Below are 20,692 nucleotides of genomic sequence, written 5' to 3'. Positions count from 1 at the left end.
TGAAGCCATGAAGATACTCATCATTAGTGACAGTCATGGACTCACAGACGAACTTCAAACCATTGCCAAACGGCATGCGGCTGAAGTTGACATGATGATTCACTGCGGAGATTCAGAACTCGAAACGAACCACCCAGCACTTGAAGGATACAAAGTCGTCAAAGGAAATTGTGACTTTATGGGCGATTTTGAAGAAGAGCTCCTGCTCCCACTTGATGGAGGCGGAAAACTATTTCTCACTCACGGACATCTGCATGGCATCAAACAATCCTTGCTTCAAGTCTACTACCGTGCAGAAGAGCTGGGCGCAGACATTATCTGCTTTGGCCACTCGCACATTCCAGGCAGTGAACTGCTAAGAGGAAAACTCCTCATTAACCCAGGCAGCGTGCACTTGCCAAGAGTGCGAAAAGAGCGCAGCTATGCTATACTGACACTAGATGGAAGCGAAGCAAACGTACAGTTTTTCACGGACGAAGGTCTTGCAATACAAGACCTCGAAAACACTGTCACATTGGAAGGTATTTCATAAGGGTGCAGCATTTGCCCCTTATGAAAAAACTTTCGAAAAACCGTTGACTTTAAAGAACAATAGTAATATAATAAATCTTGTCGCTGAGGTAATACACCAAAGCACACTACATAACAACATGTCCCAGTAGCTCAGCAGGATAGAGCAACGGCCTTCTAAGCCGTCGGTCGGGAGTTCGAATCTCTCCTGGGACGTACTATTTTAAAAGCCTGAAACCCTTTCTTATCAAGGGTTTCAGGCTTTTTTGTTCATTGAAACATTAGTTCGCAACTCGCTTCAAAACATGGTTTTGGGAGCGGGTTTATTTTTAAGTATTTCCGTTCCCTGTTTTTGTATCAAGGAAGCTATCAAAATGAGTGGCTGATTTTTGGTCAGCTTCTTCAATGACTATGAACGTAAATGGATCAAAATCAAAAATGTATAAATTGAAAAATAGAGTTATATTTGAAGGTAGCGACTAGATATATTTAAAACAGAAACAAATGAAAAGCCCTTCTAATTTGAAGGGGCTTTTCTTAGTTATTCATCACTGTCCAATTCCCATATTTTTGGGCCATCTGCTATATAAACTGCACTTGGTGTATCTTCATAAAGAGAAATCTCAAACAAAGTGTTTCCCTCAATTAACCAAGTATATAAACTGTCTTTTTCATTAATAAGGGGAGGAGATAAAATCTTATTTACTTGAAAGACTGTAGCGTAATATTCTTTATAATTGATGTCATCATCTTCTAGACCGTTATCAGTTTCAAAAAATGTATCAGTTCTACCGATTAGCCTTAATCCATTTTCATATTCCAATTTAAGGTCTCTATTTTTGTATTTTGATAATGTTTTAAATAAAGAATCAGGTTCCATGTCAATCCTCTTTTCTCATATTTAGGATGGTTGTGAAGGCACGATGTGAGCGCCGTTTTTACTATAATGTATAATGCCTCTTGTAGTCTCTTCATACTTATTGGTCTCTGTATTGTAATGCTCTCCTATGACTTGACCAAAATCCACTCTTTCTTTATTTTTTGTTTTTAACATATCACCAGTACCTGCATGTTTATCAAGCAATTTTTGTGCTTTTTTATTATCTCCAAAGAAGATACTCTTTGTTTTACCATTAGCTATCTCCTGTTTATAGTTAGGTGTATCAGGAATATGTTTCTCTTGAGCTCCTGGTTTTACTTTTGCCGGGAAACCATTTACTTCACGATACGGACCTTTTGGTACGGAATGTTTGCCGAAGGAAGGTGTTTTGACAATCTTCTTGGCTGCTTTATCTCCTTTCATTATTTTAAATGCGTATTTTCCAACTTTAGCGATTTTAGCTCCTGGTATCATGTACAAGCTTGATACTAGACGGTCCATGTCAGCAACTTTGTCACCTGTGACAGGGTCTCTCCCTGTGATGACTCGAATGGCATCATTTATTCCTGTAAATTCAACCGCTGTATTTAAGATGTTTGAGGTTTGTTCACCCGTTTTCACATCAGAAATTTTTGTGATGCTTTCAATATTCACTTTGTTTTGATCCGATATTCGTAACCGATATAGCATTCCATCTCGAATAACTTCAACTGTTTTGTCTTTTTTAGCGCACTGCTGTACTCTTCAATGACAATCTGAAAGAATTGCAAAAAGGGAATGTGACACTCCATATAAAAATCTTTTATCGCAAAGCCATGGGTTTTTTAAAATTGTTCTCTGATTATAGTCTCAGGCAGTTTCTGATTGAACTTACTATTTTAAGAGGCTCTCTTTAGTAAGGCCCTTTCTAATGCTTTTTTACTATTAATTTCTCCTTAAAAAGATCAATTATTCTATAAAAATTTAAAAACACTCCGATAATGAAGAAGTAAGATAATGAAAAGGGAGTGTTATTTTTGAAAAAATGGATCGTCATGATGTTACTAGTAATTCTTTCATTCACGCAGTCAATTCAAATGGTACATGCGGCTAAGGATGAGTGGAATCAATTAGCTGATTTGCCAACAGCAAGAGTGGGAGCTGTAGCTAATGCTGTAGATGGGAAAATTTATGTAATTGGTGGGTTTAATGCGGACAAAGAAACGTTAGAATATGATCCATCTATAAATAAATGGACTAAAAAAAATAATATACCAACTGGAAGAGGGGGAGCAGCATCAGTAGTAGTAGGTTCAAAAATTTATGTCCTTGCTGGAAAACATACGGGTTTTACTTATAATAAGTTCGAAGTGTATGATACAAAAAAAGATGAATGGGAAAAACTACCTGATATTCCCTTTATCAGCAAATCAAAAGGCTCTTATAACGTTCAAGCGGGTGTTATTGGAAATAAAATTTATGTACTAGGCGGTAAAGAATTTTTTAGTTATGATCTAACCAGTCAAACATGGAAAGAGGAAGCTCCTCTAAATGTAAAAACAGAGGGTGCAACAGGTTTAGTTTTAAAAGAGAAGTTTTATATCATTGGACAGAACGATAATCGCCAAGTTTTTGAGTATGACACAAACAAAGGAGTTTGGTCATTTAAGAAAAAAAATCTTTCAGGTTATTTAACTGGCGTTACTTATAAAGGAAATATGATATTTCCTGCCTCTTCAACTAGAAAATTAAATATTTATGATGCTAATAAAGAAGAAATTATAGGTGTTGATGTACCTTATCACAATCCTCGTATAGGTGCTTCCTCTGTCATTATTGACGATACTTTATACGTTATTGGCGGTCGAGATTATAATGTGAATTATACAGAGATTGCAGATCAAAACTACAAATCCGTCATCTCTTTATCTTTAAAAGACCTGCAATTCCCAAACAACACAGAAACACCTGGTGACAAAGATCCAGAACCAACCACACCGCCTAAAGACGATACAACCGATGAAGACGGCGATGCCCTTCTCATCATCACAATGGTCAATGGCTTACAGAAAGAGTATGACCTTTCCATGAAAGAAGTCAACGCTTTCCTATCCTGGTACAAAAAACGTGATGCCGGAGAAGGACCAGGTTTTTATGAAATTGATGAGCATGACAACAACAAAGGTCCATTTGAAAGTAAAAAGGATTATGTTGTGTTCAAAAACATTCTCATGTTCGAAGTCAATAAATATAAAAGTAAATGACATCAAAGCCATCTAGTCCGACTAGATGGCTTTTGCGTTAGTTCGACAGCTTTCAGCAATTTTAAGGCAAATTTAAGATCGAATTTCATTTCAAATACATTAAATCTTTGTTACAATAAGACAGCTTTGCTCAAAAGAGACGTTCCAAGGTTCGACATTTTTTTAGTATTTCTTAAAAATTTTATGGTTTGATATGAAACTCTTTGAATGAGTCATGCGTCTCTATAAGTGTCAAAAGAAAAGAGGTTATCAATATGCTATTCAAAAAGCTATCAGAAAATAAGTCTGTAAAATGGATAGGATATACAAGCTTTTACTTACTTATTTTGCTATTATTGTTCTTTATTTACGGATTCCACACAGCAAATACGGGATCATTCATTTACAACGATTTTTAATTGGAGATTAAATTATGAAACTATTACAAACGATTCATGAATACCAGCAAACAAAACCAACACAGCCAGCATTTGTTTCTCAACATGCGTCGATCACATATGATGAGCTTTGGCATTTATCAGACCAAATGGCTGGTGCGATCGATGCAGTCGCAGCTGGCAGTGCACCTGTCATTGTATACGGTCATATGGAGCCAGAGATGCTGATTTCTTTCTTAGGCAGTGTGAAATCAGGCAGACCGTATATTCCGGTCGATATCTCAATACCTGTCGAGCGTATCGTTTCAATTATTGAAAGCTCAAAAGCCAATCTATTGATTTGTGCAAATGAGCAGAATGTATTAGATGTAGAAGAGCACATTGAAGTGAAGAGTGCGGCATCGCTTTTAGCACTTGAAAAAGAAGCACCGCCATCCACGCAGTGGGTTCAACAAGATGATGTTTTCTACATTATTTATACCTCTGGCAGTACAGGAAAACCGAAAGGCGTTCAGGTAACTGCCAATAATTTAGAAAGCTTTACAGATTGGATGTGCCGTGACTTCCCAATTGGTGAGGGACGCACATTCTTAAATCAAGCACCATTTTCTTTTGACTTATCAGTGATGGATCTTTATCCAGCGCTTCAATCAGGCGGCACGCTTTACTGTTTAGTAAAAGATCTCGTCAATAAGCCAAAGGATATGTTTGCAGCACTTGGTCAATCTGACGTTGAAGTGTGGACATCAACACCTTCTTTTGTGCAAATGTGCTTAATGGACCCTTCCTTTACAGGGGAGCTTTTACCTGAGCTGAAAGTTTTCTTGTTCTGCGGTGAGGCGCTTCCTGTAGCTGTAGCAAGTGCACTTCTTGAACGTTTTCCAAAGGCGCAGGTCTTTAATACGTATGGTCCAACTGAAGCAACTGTTGCGATCACATCGATTGAAGTCACGCAGGCGATTCTTGATCAGCACGATTCTTTACCAGTCGGCTATGCCAAACCTGATACAGACATCGTCATTTTAGATGAAGAAGGCAAGACACTTCCTGATGGTGAAAAAGGGGAAATTGTCATCGTGGGGCCAAGCGTCACGAGAGGCTACTTAGGTGAACAAGCCTTAACGGATAAAGTGTTCTTTGAATACGAGGGACGCCCTGCTTACCGTACAGGTGACGCAGGTATGGCGCAGGATGGATTAATTACGTGCCATGGCCGTCTCGACTATCAAATTAAGCTTCATGGATATCGGATGGAGCTTGAAGAAATTGAGTATCATGTGAGCGAGACAACCTATGTCAATGCTTGTGTGATTGTGCCATTCCAGCCAAACGGTCATGTCGAGTACTTGATTGCAGCGATTGTTCCAGCAGCTCATTCATTTGAAAAAGAGTATCAGCTGACAAGTGCGATTAAGAAGGAAATGGCGGATTCACTGCCAGCGTACATGATTCCAAGAAAATTTGTGTATCTTGAGCAGCTGTACATGACGCCAAACGGGAAGATTGACCGTAAGAGAATCGCGAAAGAGGTTCTTCTATGATTCCGTTTAGTTCATTCTTTTTCTTCATTCTAATTGGTATTCTTCTTTTGCCGACGATCATTCTTGGTCTTCGCGGCAAAAGAATGCAGGGCTACAACATGTTTGCAACGGTGGTGGCGCTGGCACTTATTTTCTCAAAGGATGCTCATGGCGCGCTGCTGCTCTTCTTGTTCACGGTGTGGCAAGTCTTCATCATCCGCCTGTACCTTGCATATCGGTTAAAGGCGAATCAGGCATCTGTTTTCTATGCAGCAGTGGTGGCATCTATTTTGCCGCTTGTGCTGTCAAAGATTTTACCGTTCTTTTTAACTCATCAGCCGCACCAGCCGGCGCCAATGAACTGGCTGAGCTTTTTGGGAATCTCATACTTAACATTTAAAGGTGTTCAGTTAATTATCGAGACAAGAGACGGCTTGATTAAGAAGAAAATTCCGATTCACCGTTTGGTCTATTTCATTGTCTTTTTCCCGACGATTTCATCAGGTCCGATTGACCGTTACCGCCGATTTGAAAAGGATATGGATACGCCGCCTGAAAAAGAAGCATACAGTGATCTTCTATATGCCGGTATTCATAAAATTTTTATTGGCTTCTTATATAAGTTCATTATTGGCTATCTGATTCACACATATATTCTGATGAATATCCATCACATTAGCAGCAGTCACTTTGTTCAGCAGTTAACATATATGTATGCTTACAGCATGTATTTGTTCTTTGACTTTGCTGGATATACAGCATTTGCTGTAGGTGTGAGTTATATTATGGGGATTAAATCACCAGAGAACTTTAATAAACCGTTTATCAGCCGAAACATTAAAGACTTCTGGAATCGCTGGCACATGTCCCTGTCCTTCTGGTTCAGAGACTACGTGTTTATGAGATTTGTGTTCTTTATGACTAAAAAGAAGTGGATCAAGAACCGAATGGCTGTATCAAATATTGGGTACTTTGTCCTCTTTCTATTGATGGGTGCTTGGCATGGTCTTGCCCTTCAATATATTATTTACGGACTTTATCATGCAGTTGTCATGTCCGGTTACAATTTATTTGAGAAATGGAATAAAAAGCACAAGTGGTGGCCGGATAATAAGGTCACAATGGTTGTGTCGATCATTATTACATTCCATGTGATTTGTTTCGGATTTTATATTTTTTCAGGAAAACCATTTCATCATTAATGATTAAGGGAGTAGAAAATTATGGAATTTAAAAATCAAGTATACGGTATTATTGCAGAGGTTTGTCAGGATGACGTTGTGAAAGAAAATCCAGAGATTGCGATTTTTGAAGAAGGTCTTCTTGATTCATTTGGTACAGTAGAACTGCTTATGGCAATTGAAAGTCAACTCGGAATCACTGTTCCGATTACAGAATTCGATCGTGATGTGTGGGATACGCCGAATCATATTGCTGAGCAGCTGGCAGAGATGAAGTAATGAAAAAGCGTTTTTTTGGGCCGCTTATTTTAGCGGCTGTTCTATTCATTGGTGTTCTTCTTGTACCAAATGCATGGCTCTCACACCTGATCCCAAAAGACAAATTACAAAAGTCAGCCACAGAATTAGATCCAGGGATGTTTCAAGGGCTCTATTTACAAGATGAAATGCTAAAAGATCCAACTTATTTGCCGATCTATGGATCTTCTGAACTATCACGTTTTGATCCATATCACCCTTCGAATTTCTTTCATGAGAATCCTCAAGGGTTTACACCTTATCTTATTGGAAAAGGTGGATCGCAATCATTAATTCATGCGATGAACTTCGCAGCGCATATGGATGAATTAAAAGGGAAGAAGCTTGTATTTATCGTGTCTCCGCAGTGGTTTGTGAAATGGGGATCTGACGAGAATCACTTTGCACCTAACTATTCAGCGCTTCAAGCGCTGAATCTCGCCTATAATAAAGAAATTGATCCAACTGTGAAAAAAGAGCTGATCAAAAGAATCATGAAGTTTAAAGCAGTCAAAAACGACATGGTGATTACAGAGCTTTTTAAAGCAGAGCTATCTGGGAACAAGTTCGCTTATGGCGCGATTTCTCCTATTGCGAAAATGTATTATGGTATGCTTCAAAAGAAAGACCTGTACTATACGATTGGATCGGGGCATGAGCGCAAGCTTCAACCGTCTCCTTCAGTCAAAGGAAAAACATGGGCTGAGCTTGAAAAAGAAGCGAGCATTTTTGGTGCGAAAAGAGCAGGGGACAACCCGTTTTATATTAACCAAAAACTGTTTGACCACAAGCTGAAACCGATTATGAAAAAGATGAAGGATTCCCGTGAAGGTCATTCTTATGCCGAATCACCAGAATACAAAGATTTTCAAATCATGCTGGATATTTTAAAACAGGCAGGGGCGAAGCCTTTGTTTGTGACGATTCCTGTCAACGGAAAGTGGTATGATTACACCGGTTTTCCGAAAGAAGGCCGTACAGGTTATTATGAAAAAATCAATCGTCAAATTCGAGATAATGGGTATGAAGTCGCGGATTTGACTAAGCATGAGTACGATCCATATTTCTTTAAAGATACGATTCATGTGTCTTATAAAGGATGGGTGTACATCGATAAGGCAATTGAAAAGTTTTACAAAGAGCAGTAGAATGCAGCAGCTTTCTGCTGCTTTTTGTTTGTCGAATCAGCGGATATCTTGTATAACTGAGGGAAAAGGGCTATGCTGTAGATGGAGGCGATATGATGAATCGTTCTGAGAAAAAAGAACTATTAAAGCGTTCGAAGAAGCATTTTAATGATCATGCCTTTTGGGAAAAGCTAAAAAAGACGGCACAAAAAGCTGGTGTCTCTCTTGTCTATACTGTGCTATTACTTTACTATACATTGCAAAAACCCGAAGTGCCGGTCAAAGCAAAGACCTTGATTATTGGAGCACTCGGCTATTTTATCCTTCCACTTGATCTCATTCCGGATACATTGATTGGCGTCGGCTACACAGATGATTTAGGAGCCATCACATTTGCTCTGCTTCAAGTAGCAATGTACATTGATGATGATGTGAAAGGGAAAGCAAAAGACAGGCTGTCAAAATGGTTCGGTGAAAAAACGGATACGTCTCTGATTGATCAAAAGCTTGAGGATGGCGGTATGCCGTCTGCATAAAGAAAAGCCTCCGTTATTGGAGGCTTTTTTCTTTACCCTAAAAATTTCACGCAAACTGGATGAGGGACGGTAATGTCTGATTGTAAGACAGTGAGACGTCCTGTTTCTTTGTCGCGTTTGTATAACACAAGATTGCTAGATTCTTGGTTTGAACCGACGAGGAATTCTTCTGTTGGATCAAGCACAAAATCTCTAGGCCAGTTTCCTTCAGAAGAAGCAATCTCGACTAGGCTTAATTGGCCGTCATCATCTGCTTTAAAAATCGCAATGCTATCATGACCGCGATTTCCTGCATAAACAAATTGTCCGTCTGAAGAGACATGAATGGCACTGCCTTGATTGTTCTCTGTAAAATCGCTTGGAATGGTCGCGATTGTTTGGATCTCTTCAAAATGACCATCTTCAAAGTAACGAAGCACAATGACCTCGGAGCTTAGCTCTGTCATTACATATGCCACAGGTTTCGTTGGGTGGAATGTGATATGACGAGGTCCGCTGCCAGGCTTTGTTTCAAATGTATGAGCAAGCTCAAGTTTGCCGTCTTCTTTCTTATACGTATAAATTCCATCTGTTCCAAGGTCAACAGCTACTGCAAATTGTTCATCTGGCGTGAGACCCATAAAGTGAGTGTGCGGTTTTTCCTGACGATCTTCGTTAGGGCCAGTTCCTTCATGCTGCGCCTGTGAGAGCGTGCGGATCACTGAGCCAGTTTCAGCATCGATTTCATACATCTCTGCTGTCCCTTTATGATAATTCGCTGTATACGCCGTTTTCGTTTGACTGTCCACGCTGACGTGGCAAGGAGAAGCTCCATCGGCAAGCTCTTGGTTGATGAAGTGAAGTCTGCCTGTCGTTGAATCAATTTGATACGCAGCAAGGCCACCCTGTGAGCCCTTTTTCACAACAGCATAAACAAACTTTTGATCCTCTGACACGGTTAAATATGTAGGATTTTCAAGTTCAGCAGCGACTTCTACTTGCTCAATCTGCTGCTTGTCCGTATTTAATGTAAACGTATAAACACCTTTACTGTCTGCCTTTGTATACGTACCAATATAACCTCTGATGTTAGCCATGTATTGCCCTCCTTCTATTAGATGCTCTCATTCTATCATAAATTCATAGGAAAACGCTTTAGAAAGGCATGTCAAAAGAAAAAACGAAGTCATTGAAATCTCACAATATTCATCAAAAATCATGTGAAAAAATATCACAAAAGTTTTCTCAAAAGAAAAGCGTTCATGTAAAGTAAATAAATTGAAGAAAAAATACAAAAAATTTTAAGTTTTTTCATTCCTTGTCTAGCAAAGGTGTAAGCGTATACATTTAATTTTGATTAGTCTAAATTGTCTAATAATTTTAAAAATGCTGTTGACACTGTATGGAAAGCGGCGTAAGATGGGTTCAACAAAAGCTAAACAAACACGCAGTGCAAGCGAGAGACACTTCAATATAAAGTGTCTGAAAATTCAACTACTTTTTGTTTGAAAGAGAGGGTGCTCACTGAAAATGGAAGACCAAAAGGAACAGTGGATCTTTTTAAACGATGAACTCGTGAAAAAAGAGGATGCGAAAATTTCAGTTTACGATCATGGCTTCTTATATGGCGACGGTGTTTTCGAAGGGATTCGCGTATATAACGGAAATATCTTTCGAATGAAAGAACATTTAGACCGCCTGTATGATTCCGCCAGATCCATTATGCTGAACATTCCATATTCACTTGAGGAACTCACGGAAAAAATGATTCATACAGTTGAAAGGAACGGCCTAAAGGATGCCTATATCCGCCTTGTCGTCTCAAGAGGAGCGGGTGATCTTGGTTTAGACCCTAACAACTGCGGGAGAGCCAACACAGTGATCATTGTAGAGCCGCTGGCCATTTTTCCAAAGCACCTATATGAAACGGGTATTGATATTGTGACGGTTCCAACAAGACGAAATCGTCCAGATGTCCTTAGCCCAAAAGTAAAATCATTAAACTATTTGAATAACATTCTTGTCCGAATCGAAGCCCATATGGCCGGTGTGAGTGAAGCGCTGATGCTGAACGATCAAGGGTACGTGGCGGAAGGTTCTGCAGACAACGTGTTTATTTATAAAAAAGGCAAGCTTTATACACCGCCAGGTTATATCGGCGCACTTGAAGGCATCACAAGAAATGCCATCATGGAGATTGCAGAAGACTTAGGCTACGAAGTGAAAGAAGAACCATTCACAAGACACGATGTGTATACAGCTGAAGAAGTATTTCTAACAGGAACCGCAGCCGAAGTCATCGCCGTTGTAAAAGTTGACGGCCGTACAATCGGTGAAGGGAAACCTGGGTTCCACACAAACAAACTTCTTGAACAATTCCGCAAGCGAGTGGTTGAAGAAGGAGAAAAAGTCGTTTTTGCAGATGAAAACATTCATGCAAGCTAAATAGATATCGATAAACGTTGAAGAGGACTAGTAGCTTTAGAGTCAGTATCTACAGAGAGCCGGTGCTAGCTGGAAACCGGTGTTACTTTCTAAAGTGAACTCACCTCTGAGTGTCTGCTTGAAATGATAGTAGGGCAGACCGAGTGACATTGCTCACTCGTTACCAAAATGGACGAAAGATGTCCATGAGACGGCAGCAGGGTTTGCCGTGAACAAGGGTGGTACCGCGAAAAACAAAGCTTTTTCGCCCCTTTGACCTAGTGAAAAGTAGTGTCATTGTGGGGTGAGAAGGCTTTTTTATATGGTCTCATATCTCTATCTTGAATAGAAAAGGGTGAAAGGACTTGACTGAAGCAAGACAAAGAGGAGGAAATCAAATGGGGACAAATGTACAAATGGAGACGGAAAAATCAAAAGCACCACAAACGATGAACGGTGCACTCATGTTAATTGAAGCACTCAAAAGAGAAAAAGTAGAAGTCATTTTCGGCTATCCGGGCGGAGCGGTTTTGCCAATCTACGATAAAATTTACGATTCTGGTTTATTTCATGTCCTGCCAAGACATGAGCAGGGAGCGATTCACGCAGCAGAAGGATATGCAAGAGTATCTGGTAAACCGGGTGTTGTCATTGCCACATCAGGGCCGGGAGCGACAAATCTTGTGACAGGAATTGCAGATGCGATGATTGATTCACTTCCCCTTGTTGTATTCACAGGGCAGGTGGCAACGTCAGTCATTGGATCGGATGCTTTCCAAGAAGCTGATGTACTCGGCATCACAATGCCAATTACAAAGCACAGCTATCAGGTAAGAAATCCAGAGGAATTACCGGGTGTCATTAAAGAGGCGTTCCATATCGCAACAACAGGCAGACCTGGTCCAGTCTTGATTGATATTCCAAAAGATGTCGCAGGCATTGAAGGAACGTTTGAATATGATCAGCCAATTGATTTACCTGGTTATCAGCCAAAAGTAGAGCCGAACTATTTGCAAATTCGCAAATTAGTAGAAGCTGTCAGCAGAGCGAAGAAACCAGTCATTCTAGCAGGAGCCGGCGTACTTCATGGCAAAGCATCTGAAGAATTAAGACAGTATGTAGAGCAGCAGCAAATCCCAGTCGCTCATACATTGCTTGGACTTGGCGGATTCCCGGCAAAGCATCCTCTTTTCCTAGGGATGGCTGGTATGCATGGCACATATGCAGCGAACATGGCTCTTCATCAATGTGACCTGCTCATTTCAATCGGAGCAAGATTTGATGACAGGGTAACAGGCAACCTTAATCATTTTGCGAAACATGCGAAGGTGGCTCATATTGACATCGACCCAGCGGAAATCGGCAAGAACATTCATACCCATATCCCGGTTGTTGGAGACAGTAAGCTCGTTCTTGAAGAGCTGATCAAGCAGGACGGGAAGCAAGGGGAATCAGACGAATGGAAAAATCAATTAGATCAGTGGAAGGAAGAATATCCACTCTGGTACGTTGAAAACGAAGCAGAAGGCTTTAAGCCTCAAAAGCTGATTGAATACATTCATCAATTCACAAAAGGTGAAGCCATTGTCGCAACTGATGTCGGACAGCATCAAATGTGGGCGGCGCAGTTCTATCCATTTGAAAATGCAGATAAGTGGGTCACATCTGGAGGTCTTGGCACAATGGGCTTCGGATTACCAGCAGCCATCGGCGCTCAGCTGGCTGATCAAGAGGCAACTGTTGTGGCAATTTTAGGAGACGGAGGTTTCCAAATGACCCTGCAAGAACTTGCCGTTATCCGTGAGCTGAACCTTCCAGTCAAAGTGATTGTACTCAATAATCACAGCCTTGGAATGGTAAGACAATGGCAAGAAATTTTCTACGAAGAACGCTACTCACATTCTAAATTTTCAGAGCAGCCAGACTTCGTCAAATTATCTGAAGCTTATGGCATTAAAGGAATCAGAATCTCATCAGACGAAGAGGCGAAAGAAAAGCTTGAAGAAGCCTTAACCTCTAGAGAGCCTGTTTTCATCGATGTCAATGTAGCGAGAGATGAAAAAGTATTCCCGATGGTAGCACCGGGGAAAGGACTTCATGAGATGGTGGGGGTGAAACCTTGAAAAGAATTATTGTGTTGACTGTATTAAATCGATCAGGCGTACTGAACAGAATCACAGGCCTCTTTACTAAAAGACACTACAACATTGAAAGCATTACGGTCGGCCATTCTGAGATTCAAGATGTATCACGCATCACGTTCGTCGTCCATGTAGACCAGGAGAAAGACATCGAACAGCTGACAAAACAGCTGAACAAACAAATCGATGTTCTGAAAGTAACAGACATTACAAACCAATCAATCGTTCAGCGAGAGCTGGCTTTGATAAAAGTCGTATCTGCACCAGCATCAAGAATGGAGATCACAGGGGTCATTGAACCTTTTAGAGCTTCTATTGTAGATGTAAGCAGAGAGAGTGTCGTCATTCAGGTGACAGGTGAGTCTTCAAAAATTGAAGCACTCATTGAATTACTTAAGCCATACGGCATTAAAGAAGTCGCCAGAACTGGCACCACGGCCTTTGCGAGAGATAATCAGCAAAAGCCGCAAACAAATAAAACAATTTCAATTGTCTAAACAAAAGGAGAGAGTCAAATGGTAAAAGTATATTATAACGGTGATATTCAAGAAAACGTATTAAATGGTCAAAAGGTAGCAATCATTGGTTACGGTTCACAAGGTCATGCACATGCGTTGAACTTAAAAGAAAGTGGCGTAGATGTTATTGTCGGCGTGAGAAAAGGCGGATCTTATACAAAAGCACAAGAAGACGGCCATCAAGTGTTCACAGTAAAAGAAGCAGCAGCACAAGCAGACGTAGTCATGGTACTACTTCCAGATGAGCAGCAAAAGAAAGTATATGATGAAGAAATCAAAGATCAATTAGAAGCTGGCAACTCACTTGTATTCGCACACGGATTCAACGTTCACTTCCATCAAATTGTTCCTCCAAGTGACGTAGACGTGTATCTTGTAGCTCCAAAAGGTCCAGGACATCTTGTGAGAAGAACATATGAGCAAGGCGCTGGTGTACCTGCCCTATTTGCTATCTATCAAGATGTATCTGGCCAAGCGAAAGACAAAGCACTTGCTTATGCAAAAGCGATCGGCGGAGCAAGAGCGGGCGTTCTTGAAACAACATTTAAAGAAGAAACAGAAACGGATCTATTCGGTGAGCAGGCAGTTCTTTGTGGAGGTCTTACTTCACTAGTAAAAGCAGGATTCGAAACGTTAACAGAAGCTGGTTATCAGCCAGAGCTTGCATACTTCGAGTGTCTGCATGAACTGAAATTGATCGTTGACCTTATGTATGAAGAAGGTTTAGAAGGCATGAGATATTCAATTTCTGATACAGCACAATGGGGTGACTTCGTATCAGGACCACGCGTTGTGGATGCAAAAGTAAAAGAGTCAATGAAAGCTGTTTTGACTGATATCCAAAACGGAACATTTGCAAAAGAATGGATTGTTGAAAACCAAGTGAATCGTCCACGTTTCAATGCGATCAATGCAAATGAAAATGAGCACCAAATTGAAATCGTTGGTAGAAAGCTTCGTGAAATGATGCCTTTCGTTAAACAAGGAAAGAAAAAGGAAGCGGTGAGCGTCGGTGCGGAAAATTAATTTTTTTGACACAACACTTCGGGATGGAGAGCAATCACCAGGAGTGAACTTAAATGCACAAGAAAAGCTAATCATTGCAAAGCAGCTTGAGCGCCTTGGGGTTAATATCATTGAAGCGGGATTTCCCGCTTCATCCCGAGGGGATTTCTTAGGCGTACAAGAAATTGCAAGAACGATTAAAAACTGTTCTGTTGCTGGTCTTGCACGATGTGTGAAAGGTGACATTGATGCTGCATGGGAAGCATTAAAAGATGGAGTGGAGCCAAGGCTTCATGTCTTTATTGCCACTTCTGACATTCACCTGAAGCATAAACTAAAGAAAACACGTGAAGAAGTCGTAGAACAGGCTGTCGCAATGGTGAAATATGCGAAAGAACGTTTTCCAGTTGTCCAATGGTCAGCAGAAGATGCGTGCCGTACAGATCTTGCTTTCTTGGCAGAAATTGTAGAAAAGGTCATTGACGCTGGGGCGAGTGTCATTAACTTGCCAGATACAGTAGGATACCTAGCGCCAAAAGAGTACGGAAACATCTTTAAATATATGAAGGAACACGTTCCAAATATCCACCGCGTTAACTTGTCCGCTCACTGTCACGATGATTTAGGAATGGCTGTAGCAAACTCACTTGCTGCCATTGAAAATGGAGCAGATCAAATTGAAACGGCTGTCAACGGAATTGGCGAGCGCGCTGGAAATGCCGCGTTAGAAGAAATTGCAGTAGCTCTTCATATTCGAAAAGACTTTTACCAGGTGGAATCAACGATTCAATTGAATGAAATTAAGCGTACAAGTGATGTAGTGAGCAAATACTCAGGAATGATTGTGCCGCGTAATAAAGCAGTCGTTGGAAACAACGCATTTGCACATGAATCAGGTATTCACCAAGATGGTTTCCTCAAAGAAAAAACAACCTATGAAATTATTTCTCCAGAGCTTGTCGGCGTGACAACAGATGTGCTTGTCCTTGGAAAACACTCCGGAAGACACGCGTTTAAAGACCGCATGAAAACACTAGGCTTTAAACTAACGGAAGACGAAATCAATAAATTTTTTGAGACTTTCAAGAACTTGACAGAGAAGAAGAAAGAAATTACAGATGATGATTTGATCTCTATTATATTAGAAGAAAAAGTAGCAGACCGAAAAATTGGCTATGAATTTGAAAGTCTGCAAGTGCACTATGGAACAGAACAAATGCCAACAGCAACAGTTTCTCTGAAAAATCAAGAAACACAGGAAGTCATTCAAGAAGCAGCTACAGGTGCAGGCAGTGTAGAGGCTGTGTACAACACGCTTGAGCGCTGTATGGAAGAAAGAATTCATTTGCTGGACTACCGCATTCAATCAAATGGAAAAGGCAGAGATGCACTAGCAGAAGTATATGTCACTGTTTCAATAGAAGGAAAAGAAACAGCAGGACGCGGTGTAGCGCAAGATGTACTTGAAGCATCTGCGAAAGCTTATGTCAATGCGGTGAACAGACATTTAATCTTCAAATCAAATCTGATTGAAATCGAGAAACATCACGCGATCTCATAGGAAAGGAGGAAGGTTCTCATGAAAAAGAAAATTGCACTTTTGCCCGGCGATGGAATCGGACCGGAAGTCGTGACATCTGCAGTCGCAGTCCTTCAAGAGACAGCGGCTCAATTTAAGCACGAATTCGAATTCGAAACTGCGCTCATTGGCGGTATCGCAATAGATGAAAAAAACAACCCGCTTCCAAAGGAAACAGTAGATGTATGCAAAAACGCTGATGCGATTTTATTAGGAGCAGTCGGCGGACCAAAGTGGGATCAAAACCCGCCAGAGCTCCGTCCAGAAAAAGGCCTGCTCGCCATTCGTAAACAGCTGGACTTATTTGCCAACATCCGCCCTGTAAAGGTGTTCGATAGCTTAAGCGAGGCATCTCCGTTAAAACAGGATCACATTAACGGAGTCGATTTCGTCATCGTTCGTGAATTAACAGGCGGTCTCTATTTTGGTGAACCAAGCGAACGCTATACGGATGATGAAGGAAAAGAAGCTGCCGTTGATACGCTCCTTTATACAAAGGAAGAAATTGTCCGCGTATTAAAAGAAGCGTTCGACATGGCCTTAACAAGACGGAAAAAAGTGACGTCTGTGGATAAAGCGAATGTCCTTGCTTCTAGTAAACTATGGCGGGATGCGGTAGAAGAAGTTGCTGCCCAATATCCAGAAGTTGAATTTGAGCATATGCTCGTCGATAATGCTGCCATGCAGCTGATTTACAAGCCCGCTCAATTTGATGTCATTGTGACGGAGAATATGTTCGGTGATATTTTAAGCGATGAAGCTTCTATGATTACTGGATCACTCGGCATGCTGCCATCTGCTAGTTTATCAAGCACTGGCCTTCATTTATATGAGCCAATTCATGGTTCAGCACCCGATATTGCGGGGCAAAACGTTGCAAACCCTCTGGCAACCATTTTATCAGCAGCAAGCTTGCTTAGAACATCCTTTTCATTAGAAGAAGAAGCGGCTGCAATAGAAGAAGCTGTCGAAGCTGTTCTTGCCTCTGGCAAACGAACAAAAGATTTAGCAGCAAAAGAGGGAACTTATCAAACGACTGAAGAAATCACTAATGCGGTTGTAGACGCACTCAAGCAGCGCGTGCAAACCATTGTGTAAATAGAATCTTGTGGAATTAGGTAGAGGGAGGAAAAGGGTTATGCCTCGAACAATCATCGAAAAAATATGGGATCAGCATGTAGTCAAAAGCGGCGAGGGAAAACCAGACCTTTTATATATTGATCTGCACTTGGTGCATGAAGTGACATCACCTCAAGCATTTGAAGGATTAAGACAAAAAGGGCGCAAGGTGAGAAGACCTCAAAACACGTTTGCGACGATGGATCATAACATCCCAACTGTGAATCGATTTGTGATCAAAGATGAGATTGCTAAAAAGCAAGTGAGTGCCTTAGAGCGCAACTGTGCGGAATTTGGCGTTCGTCTTGCTGACCTTCACAGTGTTGACCAAGGAATCGTCCATGTCGTTGGACCTGAGCTTGGATTGACACTTCCGGGGAAAACAATCGTTTGTGGAGATAGTCATACATCAACTCACGGCGCGTTTGGTGCACTTGCCTTTGGGATCGGTACTAGTGAGGTTGAACATGTACTTTCTACACAAACACTTTGGCAGCAGCGTCCGAAAACGCTAGAAATTAGAGTAGACGGAAAGCTTCAAAAAGGGGTAACCGCCAAAGATGTCATTTTAGCCGTCATTGGTGCGCACGGCGTGAAGTTCGGCTCAGGTTATGTCATTGAATACACTGGGGAAGTATTCAGAAACATGACGATGGATGAGCGGATGACCGTTTGTAATATGTCAATTGAAGCAGGCGCAAGAGCAGGATTGATTGCACCTGATGAAGTCACCTTCGAATATTGCCGCGGCCGCAAATATGCACCGCAGGGTGAAGACTTCGAAGCAGCTATTAAAGAATGGGAAGAACTTAAAACAGATCCAGGTGCAACCTACGATAAAACCATTGTGTTAGATGGAAATCAGATTTCACCAATGGTTACGTGGGGAATTAACCCAGGAATGGTACTGCCTGTGGATGCATCAATCCCAGGACCTGAGGACTTTGCACAAGAAGATGATCAAAAAGAAGCGATTCGTGCTTATGAATACATGGGTGTCCATCCGCATCAGCGTATAGAAGATATTACGATTGAGCATGTCTTTATCGGCTCATGTACGAACTCAAGAATGACTGATTTACGTCAAGCTGCTTCTATGATTGAAGGACAAAAAGTAGCAGATCATGTCAGAGCGATTGTGGTGCCTGGCTCTCAAAGTGTCAAATTGCAAGCAGAAAAAGAAGGTCTTCATGAAATCTTCCTTGAAGCAGGATTTGAATGGAGAGAATCAGGCTGCAGTATGTGCCTTAGTATGAATAACGATGTGGTACCGGAGGGCGAACGCTGCGCGTCCACATCAAACCGTAACTTTGAAGGGCGTCAAGGGAAGGGTGCGAGAACACATCTTGTCAGCCCGGCAATGGCTGCAATGGCTGCGATACATGGCCGCTTTGTCGATGTCAGGAAGTTTAATCAAGAGAAAACAGTCGTGTAAGGAGTTGTCATAGATGGAGCCTTTAGTCACTCATAAAGGAAAAGCCGCTGTGCTTAACCGTATCAATGTAGATACAGATCAAATTATTCCGAAGCAATTTTTAAAAAGAATCGAACGAACAGGATATGGCCGCTTTGCCTTTTTCGACTGGCGTTATTTAGCCGATGGCAGCCCAAATCCAGATTTCGAACTAAATCAGCCGGTCTATGAAGGAGCATCCATTTTGATCGCAGGGGAGAACTTTGGCTGCGGATCATCTAGGGAACATGCTCCTTGGGCGCTTGATGATTATGGCTTTAAAATTGTCATCGCACCATCATTCGCAGATATATTTCATCAAAACTGCTTTAAAAATGGGATGCTTCCGATTCGCCTTGATTATGATGTGTGGAAAACCTTCGCTGCGTCATATGAGAACAAAGGGTATGAGATGACGGTTGATCTTGAAAAACAGCAGATAGAAGATCATGAAGGGAATATCACCCCTTTTCAAGTCGACCCTCACTGGAGAGAAATGCTCCTAAATGGTTATGATGAGATTTCATTAACATTACTTCTAGAAGATGACATTCAAGCATTTGAAGAAAAGCGCAGCAGCTGGCTGCGCGCTTAAGCAACTAGAAGCTGTCCGCCCGAGGTGTGACGGCTTCTTTTTTGCATGAAAACCTCTCGTTACTTGTGTTTACTAATCTTCGTTGGTAAACTGATAAAAAATATGCGCCCGAAAGGAACGTAAGCATGAAGCATGACAAGAAGAAAGATAATGTCATTTTGTTTCCTGGTCTGAAAGAAAGACTGATTGAAAAAGGAATGGCAGCATTAAAAGATAAACAGTATCAAGAGGCGCTTCACTTGTTTTCAGAAGCTAAATCGTACGATGACGATGAAGAATCCGATATTCACCTTGGAATGGCCATTTGTTTTCTGGAGCTGGGTGAGCTGCAGGATGCAAAGCGTGTTTGTGAAAAAATGCTGCATGAAGGATATGGCCACTATTTCACTGTGCTCCAAGTGTATATGACGATCCTCATTCAGCTGAAAGAATATGAAGAAGTCAAACAGACGATTGAGGCTGTGCTCGAGGAAAACCACCTTCCGGCAGAAAGCGCGGAGCATTTTTACAAGCTGCTCGAATTTAGCAGAAAAATGATCGAATCACCTGAAGAGATTTTAGATGAAGATGAGGACGCCGGAAGTGAGGTCAACATAGATGATATGCTGAAGCGTCCGGAAGAACAGGTCCAGTTCATTCATTCATTGAAAGACCGGAATATTACACCGCATATGGGTCTATTAAATACCATCTTACAAAATCCTGATGGGAACCCTTTGGTCAAATCAATGATCCTGCAGCTTCTGGCAGAGCATGATGTGGCAAAACCGGTTCATGTGACAAAATTCGGTGATTCTTTAACCCTTATTCCTTCTGAGGCTGTAAAGCCAGAGCAGATGCCGCTTCTTCAGCAAGTCCTTCGTATGCTTGATGACACGCTTGGCAATGAGAATCCGACCCTTTACCAAGCCGTGGAAGAGTTATGGCGCCGGCACTTATTTGTGCTGTATCCATTTCTTCCTAAATACACAGATCCTAGTCTTTGGGCAGCGGCACTTCATAAAGTCGGCTATGAAATGCATGGGATTGAGATTGAACTCCAAGAATTGCATCTATTGTATGAATTTAACGAACGAGAGCTGAGAGAAGCTTGCACAATGCTGAAAGATATTGAAGAAATTTCTTATTTGTAATTTGTCGATTTAGTTGAAAGACGGACTTGTTATGTTATAATATAATGGTTGTATTTGTGCATATATAGTGCAGTT

General features: G+C 41.2%; 20 protein-coding genes, 1 tRNA gene, 1 pseudogene and 1 other annotated feature. Of the genes and pseudogenes, 18 read left to right on the top strand and 4 right to left on the bottom strand.

All coding sequences use genetic code 11. The features are described 5' to 3' along the window. The first annotated feature begins 7 nt into the window (after positions 1-7). Together NSS80_RS13870 and NSS80_RS13865 are read left to right on the top strand one after the other, a co-directional pair. Positions 8-532 carry a metallophosphoesterase gene (locus NSS80_RS13870; RefSeq protein ID WP_041115066.1) on the top strand — a complete coding sequence of 175 codons (525 nt, stop codon included), beginning with the start codon at positions 8-10 and terminating at the stop codon, positions 530-532. A 120-nt stretch (positions 533-652) separates the two neighbouring features. Beyond that, positions 653-726, top strand: a tRNA-Arg gene (locus NSS80_RS13865). A gap of 325 nt (positions 727-1,051) precedes the next feature. Here the strand turns inward: NSS80_RS13865 and NSS80_RS13860 are convergent. The 3 genes and pseudogenes from NSS80_RS13860 to NSS80_RS13850 form a co-directional block, all read right to left on the bottom strand. Beyond that, on the bottom strand, positions 1,052-1,390 hold the full coding sequence (locus NSS80_RS13860) for a hypothetical protein (protein ID WP_041115068.1): 339 nt from the start codon (positions 1,388-1,390) through the stop codon (positions 1,052-1,054). Positions 1,391-1,411: 21 nt separating this feature from the next. Continuing rightward, positions 1,412-2,101 (bottom strand): annotated as a pseudogene (locus NSS80_RS13855) (polymorphic toxin type 50 domain-containing protein); the annotation flags it as partial. Next, on the bottom strand, positions 2,041-2,181 hold the full coding sequence (locus tag NSS80_RS13850; protein WP_080769767.1) for a hypothetical protein: 141 nt from the start codon (positions 2,179-2,181) through the stop codon (positions 2,041-2,043). The pseudogene NSS80_RS13855 and the gene NSS80_RS13850, both read right to left, overlap by 61 nt. Positions 2,182-2,406: 225 nt before the next feature. Between NSS80_RS13850 and NSS80_RS13845 the strand changes: the two genes are divergently transcribed. The 7 genes from NSS80_RS13845 to NSS80_RS13815 all read left to right on the top strand — a co-directional run bounded on the left by NSS80_RS13845 (position 2,407) and on the right by NSS80_RS13815 (position 8,671). Beyond that, on the top strand, positions 2,407-3,633 hold the full coding sequence (locus tag NSS80_RS13845; protein ID WP_317221894.1) for a DUF1668 domain-containing protein: 1,227 nt from the start codon (positions 2,407-2,409) through the stop codon (positions 3,631-3,633). A gap of 248 nt (positions 3,634-3,881) precedes the next feature. Further along, positions 3,882-4,031, top strand: coding sequence for a teichoic acid D-Ala incorporation-associated protein DltX (locus NSS80_RS13840; RefSeq protein ID WP_024427820.1), 150 nt, complete (start codon positions 3,882-3,884; stop codon positions 4,029-4,031). 14 nt (positions 4,032-4,045) lie between these two features. After that, positions 4,046-5,551 carry a D-alanine--poly(phosphoribitol) ligase subunit DltA gene (dltA, locus tag NSS80_RS13835; RefSeq protein WP_317221895.1) on the top strand — a complete coding sequence of 502 codons (1,506 nt, stop codon included), beginning with the start codon at positions 4,046-4,048 and terminating at the stop codon, positions 5,549-5,551. Beyond that, a complete protein-coding gene (gene dltB / locus NSS80_RS13830; protein WP_046311973.1) occupies positions 5,548-6,732 on the top strand; it encodes a D-alanyl-lipoteichoic acid biosynthesis protein DltB in 1,185 nt (394 codons plus the stop codon). The genes dltA and dltB overlap by 4 nt, the downstream gene beginning before the upstream one ends. Before the next feature lie 21 nt (positions 6,733-6,753). Beyond that, on the top strand, positions 6,754-6,990 hold the full coding sequence (dltC, locus tag NSS80_RS13825; RefSeq protein ID WP_024423191.1) for a D-alanine--poly(phosphoribitol) ligase subunit 2: 237 nt from the start codon (positions 6,754-6,756) through the stop codon (positions 6,988-6,990). Continuing rightward, a complete protein-coding gene (dltD, locus tag NSS80_RS13820) occupies positions 6,990-8,156 on the top strand; it encodes a D-alanyl-lipoteichoic acid biosynthesis protein DltD (protein ID WP_317221896.1) in 1,167 nt (388 codons plus the stop codon). Before dltC ends, dltD begins: the two co-directional genes overlap by 1 nt. A gap of 95 nt (positions 8,157-8,251) precedes the next feature. Beyond that, on the top strand, positions 8,252-8,671 hold the full coding sequence (locus tag NSS80_RS13815; RefSeq protein WP_101676803.1) for a YkvA family protein: 420 nt from the start codon (positions 8,252-8,254) through the stop codon (positions 8,669-8,671). Positions 8,672-8,703: 32 nt separating this feature from the next. On the opposite strand, the gene NSS80_RS13810 is transcribed toward NSS80_RS13815, so the two are convergent. Next, positions 8,704-9,747 carry a lactonase family protein gene (locus NSS80_RS13810; protein ID WP_070326429.1) on the bottom strand — a complete coding sequence of 348 codons (1,044 nt, stop codon included), beginning with the start codon at positions 9,745-9,747 and terminating at the stop codon, positions 8,704-8,706. A 433-nt stretch (positions 9,748-10,180) separates the two neighbouring features. Between NSS80_RS13810 and ilvE the strand changes: the two genes are divergently transcribed. The 9 genes from ilvE (at position 10,181) to ddcA (ending at position 20,617) form a co-directional block, all read left to right on the top strand. Next, positions 10,181-11,095 carry a branched-chain-amino-acid transaminase gene (ilvE, locus tag NSS80_RS13805; protein WP_024427825.1) on the top strand — a complete coding sequence of 305 codons (915 nt, stop codon included), beginning with the start codon at positions 10,181-10,183 and terminating at the stop codon, positions 11,093-11,095. Positions 11,096-11,103: 8 nt separating this feature from the next. Further along, positions 11,104-11,350 (top strand) — a binding site (T-box leader). A gap of 122 nt (positions 11,351-11,472) precedes the next feature. Beyond that, positions 11,473-13,197: an acetolactate synthase large subunit gene (ilvB, locus tag NSS80_RS13800; RefSeq protein ID WP_025092480.1), complete on the top strand. Its 1,725-nt coding sequence runs from the start codon at positions 11,473-11,475 to the stop codon at positions 13,195-13,197. Next, complete coding sequence (ilvN, locus tag NSS80_RS13795) at positions 13,194-13,712, top strand: acetolactate synthase small subunit (protein ID WP_007501584.1); 519 nt, start codon at positions 13,194-13,196, stop codon at positions 13,710-13,712. Before ilvB ends, ilvN begins: the two co-directional genes overlap by 4 nt. A gap of 18 nt (positions 13,713-13,730) precedes the next feature. Next, entirely contained in the window at positions 13,731-14,759 is a 1,029-nt protein-coding gene (ilvC, locus tag NSS80_RS13790) for a ketol-acid reductoisomerase (protein WP_024423187.1), read from the top strand. Next, positions 14,746-16,299, top strand: coding sequence for a 2-isopropylmalate synthase (locus tag NSS80_RS13785; RefSeq protein ID WP_317221898.1), 1,554 nt, complete (start codon positions 14,746-14,748; stop codon positions 16,297-16,299). Before ilvC ends, NSS80_RS13785 begins: the two co-directional genes overlap by 14 nt. Positions 16,300-16,317: 18 nt before the next feature. Next, positions 16,318-17,415, top strand: coding sequence for a 3-isopropylmalate dehydrogenase (gene leuB / locus NSS80_RS13780; protein WP_034621155.1), 1,098 nt, complete (start codon positions 16,318-16,320; stop codon positions 17,413-17,415). 40 nt (positions 17,416-17,455) lie between these two features. Then, entirely contained in the window at positions 17,456-18,871 is a 1,416-nt protein-coding gene (gene leuC, locus NSS80_RS13775; protein ID WP_076840341.1) for a 3-isopropylmalate dehydratase large subunit, read from the top strand. A 13-nt stretch (positions 18,872-18,884) separates the two neighbouring features. Continuing rightward, entirely contained in the window at positions 18,885-19,484 is a 600-nt protein-coding gene (gene leuD, locus NSS80_RS13770) for a 3-isopropylmalate dehydratase small subunit (RefSeq protein ID WP_034621151.1), read from the top strand. Positions 19,485-19,609: 125 nt separating this feature from the next. Further along, a complete protein-coding gene (ddcA, locus tag NSS80_RS13765) occupies positions 19,610-20,617 on the top strand; it encodes a DNA damage checkpoint antagonist DdcA (protein ID WP_317221899.1) in 1,008 nt (335 codons plus the stop codon). The last annotated feature ends 75 nt before the right edge of the window (positions 20,618-20,692 follow it).

It is taken from the genome of Bacillus sp. FSL M8-0350 (assembly GCF_038593345.1).
Classification (GTDB): Bacteria; Bacillota; Bacilli; order Bacillales; family Bacillaceae; genus Bacillus; species Bacillus safensis.
The sequence above is the reverse complement of the archived record's forward strand: the minus strand, read 5'-3'. Positions and strand labels throughout refer to the sequence as shown.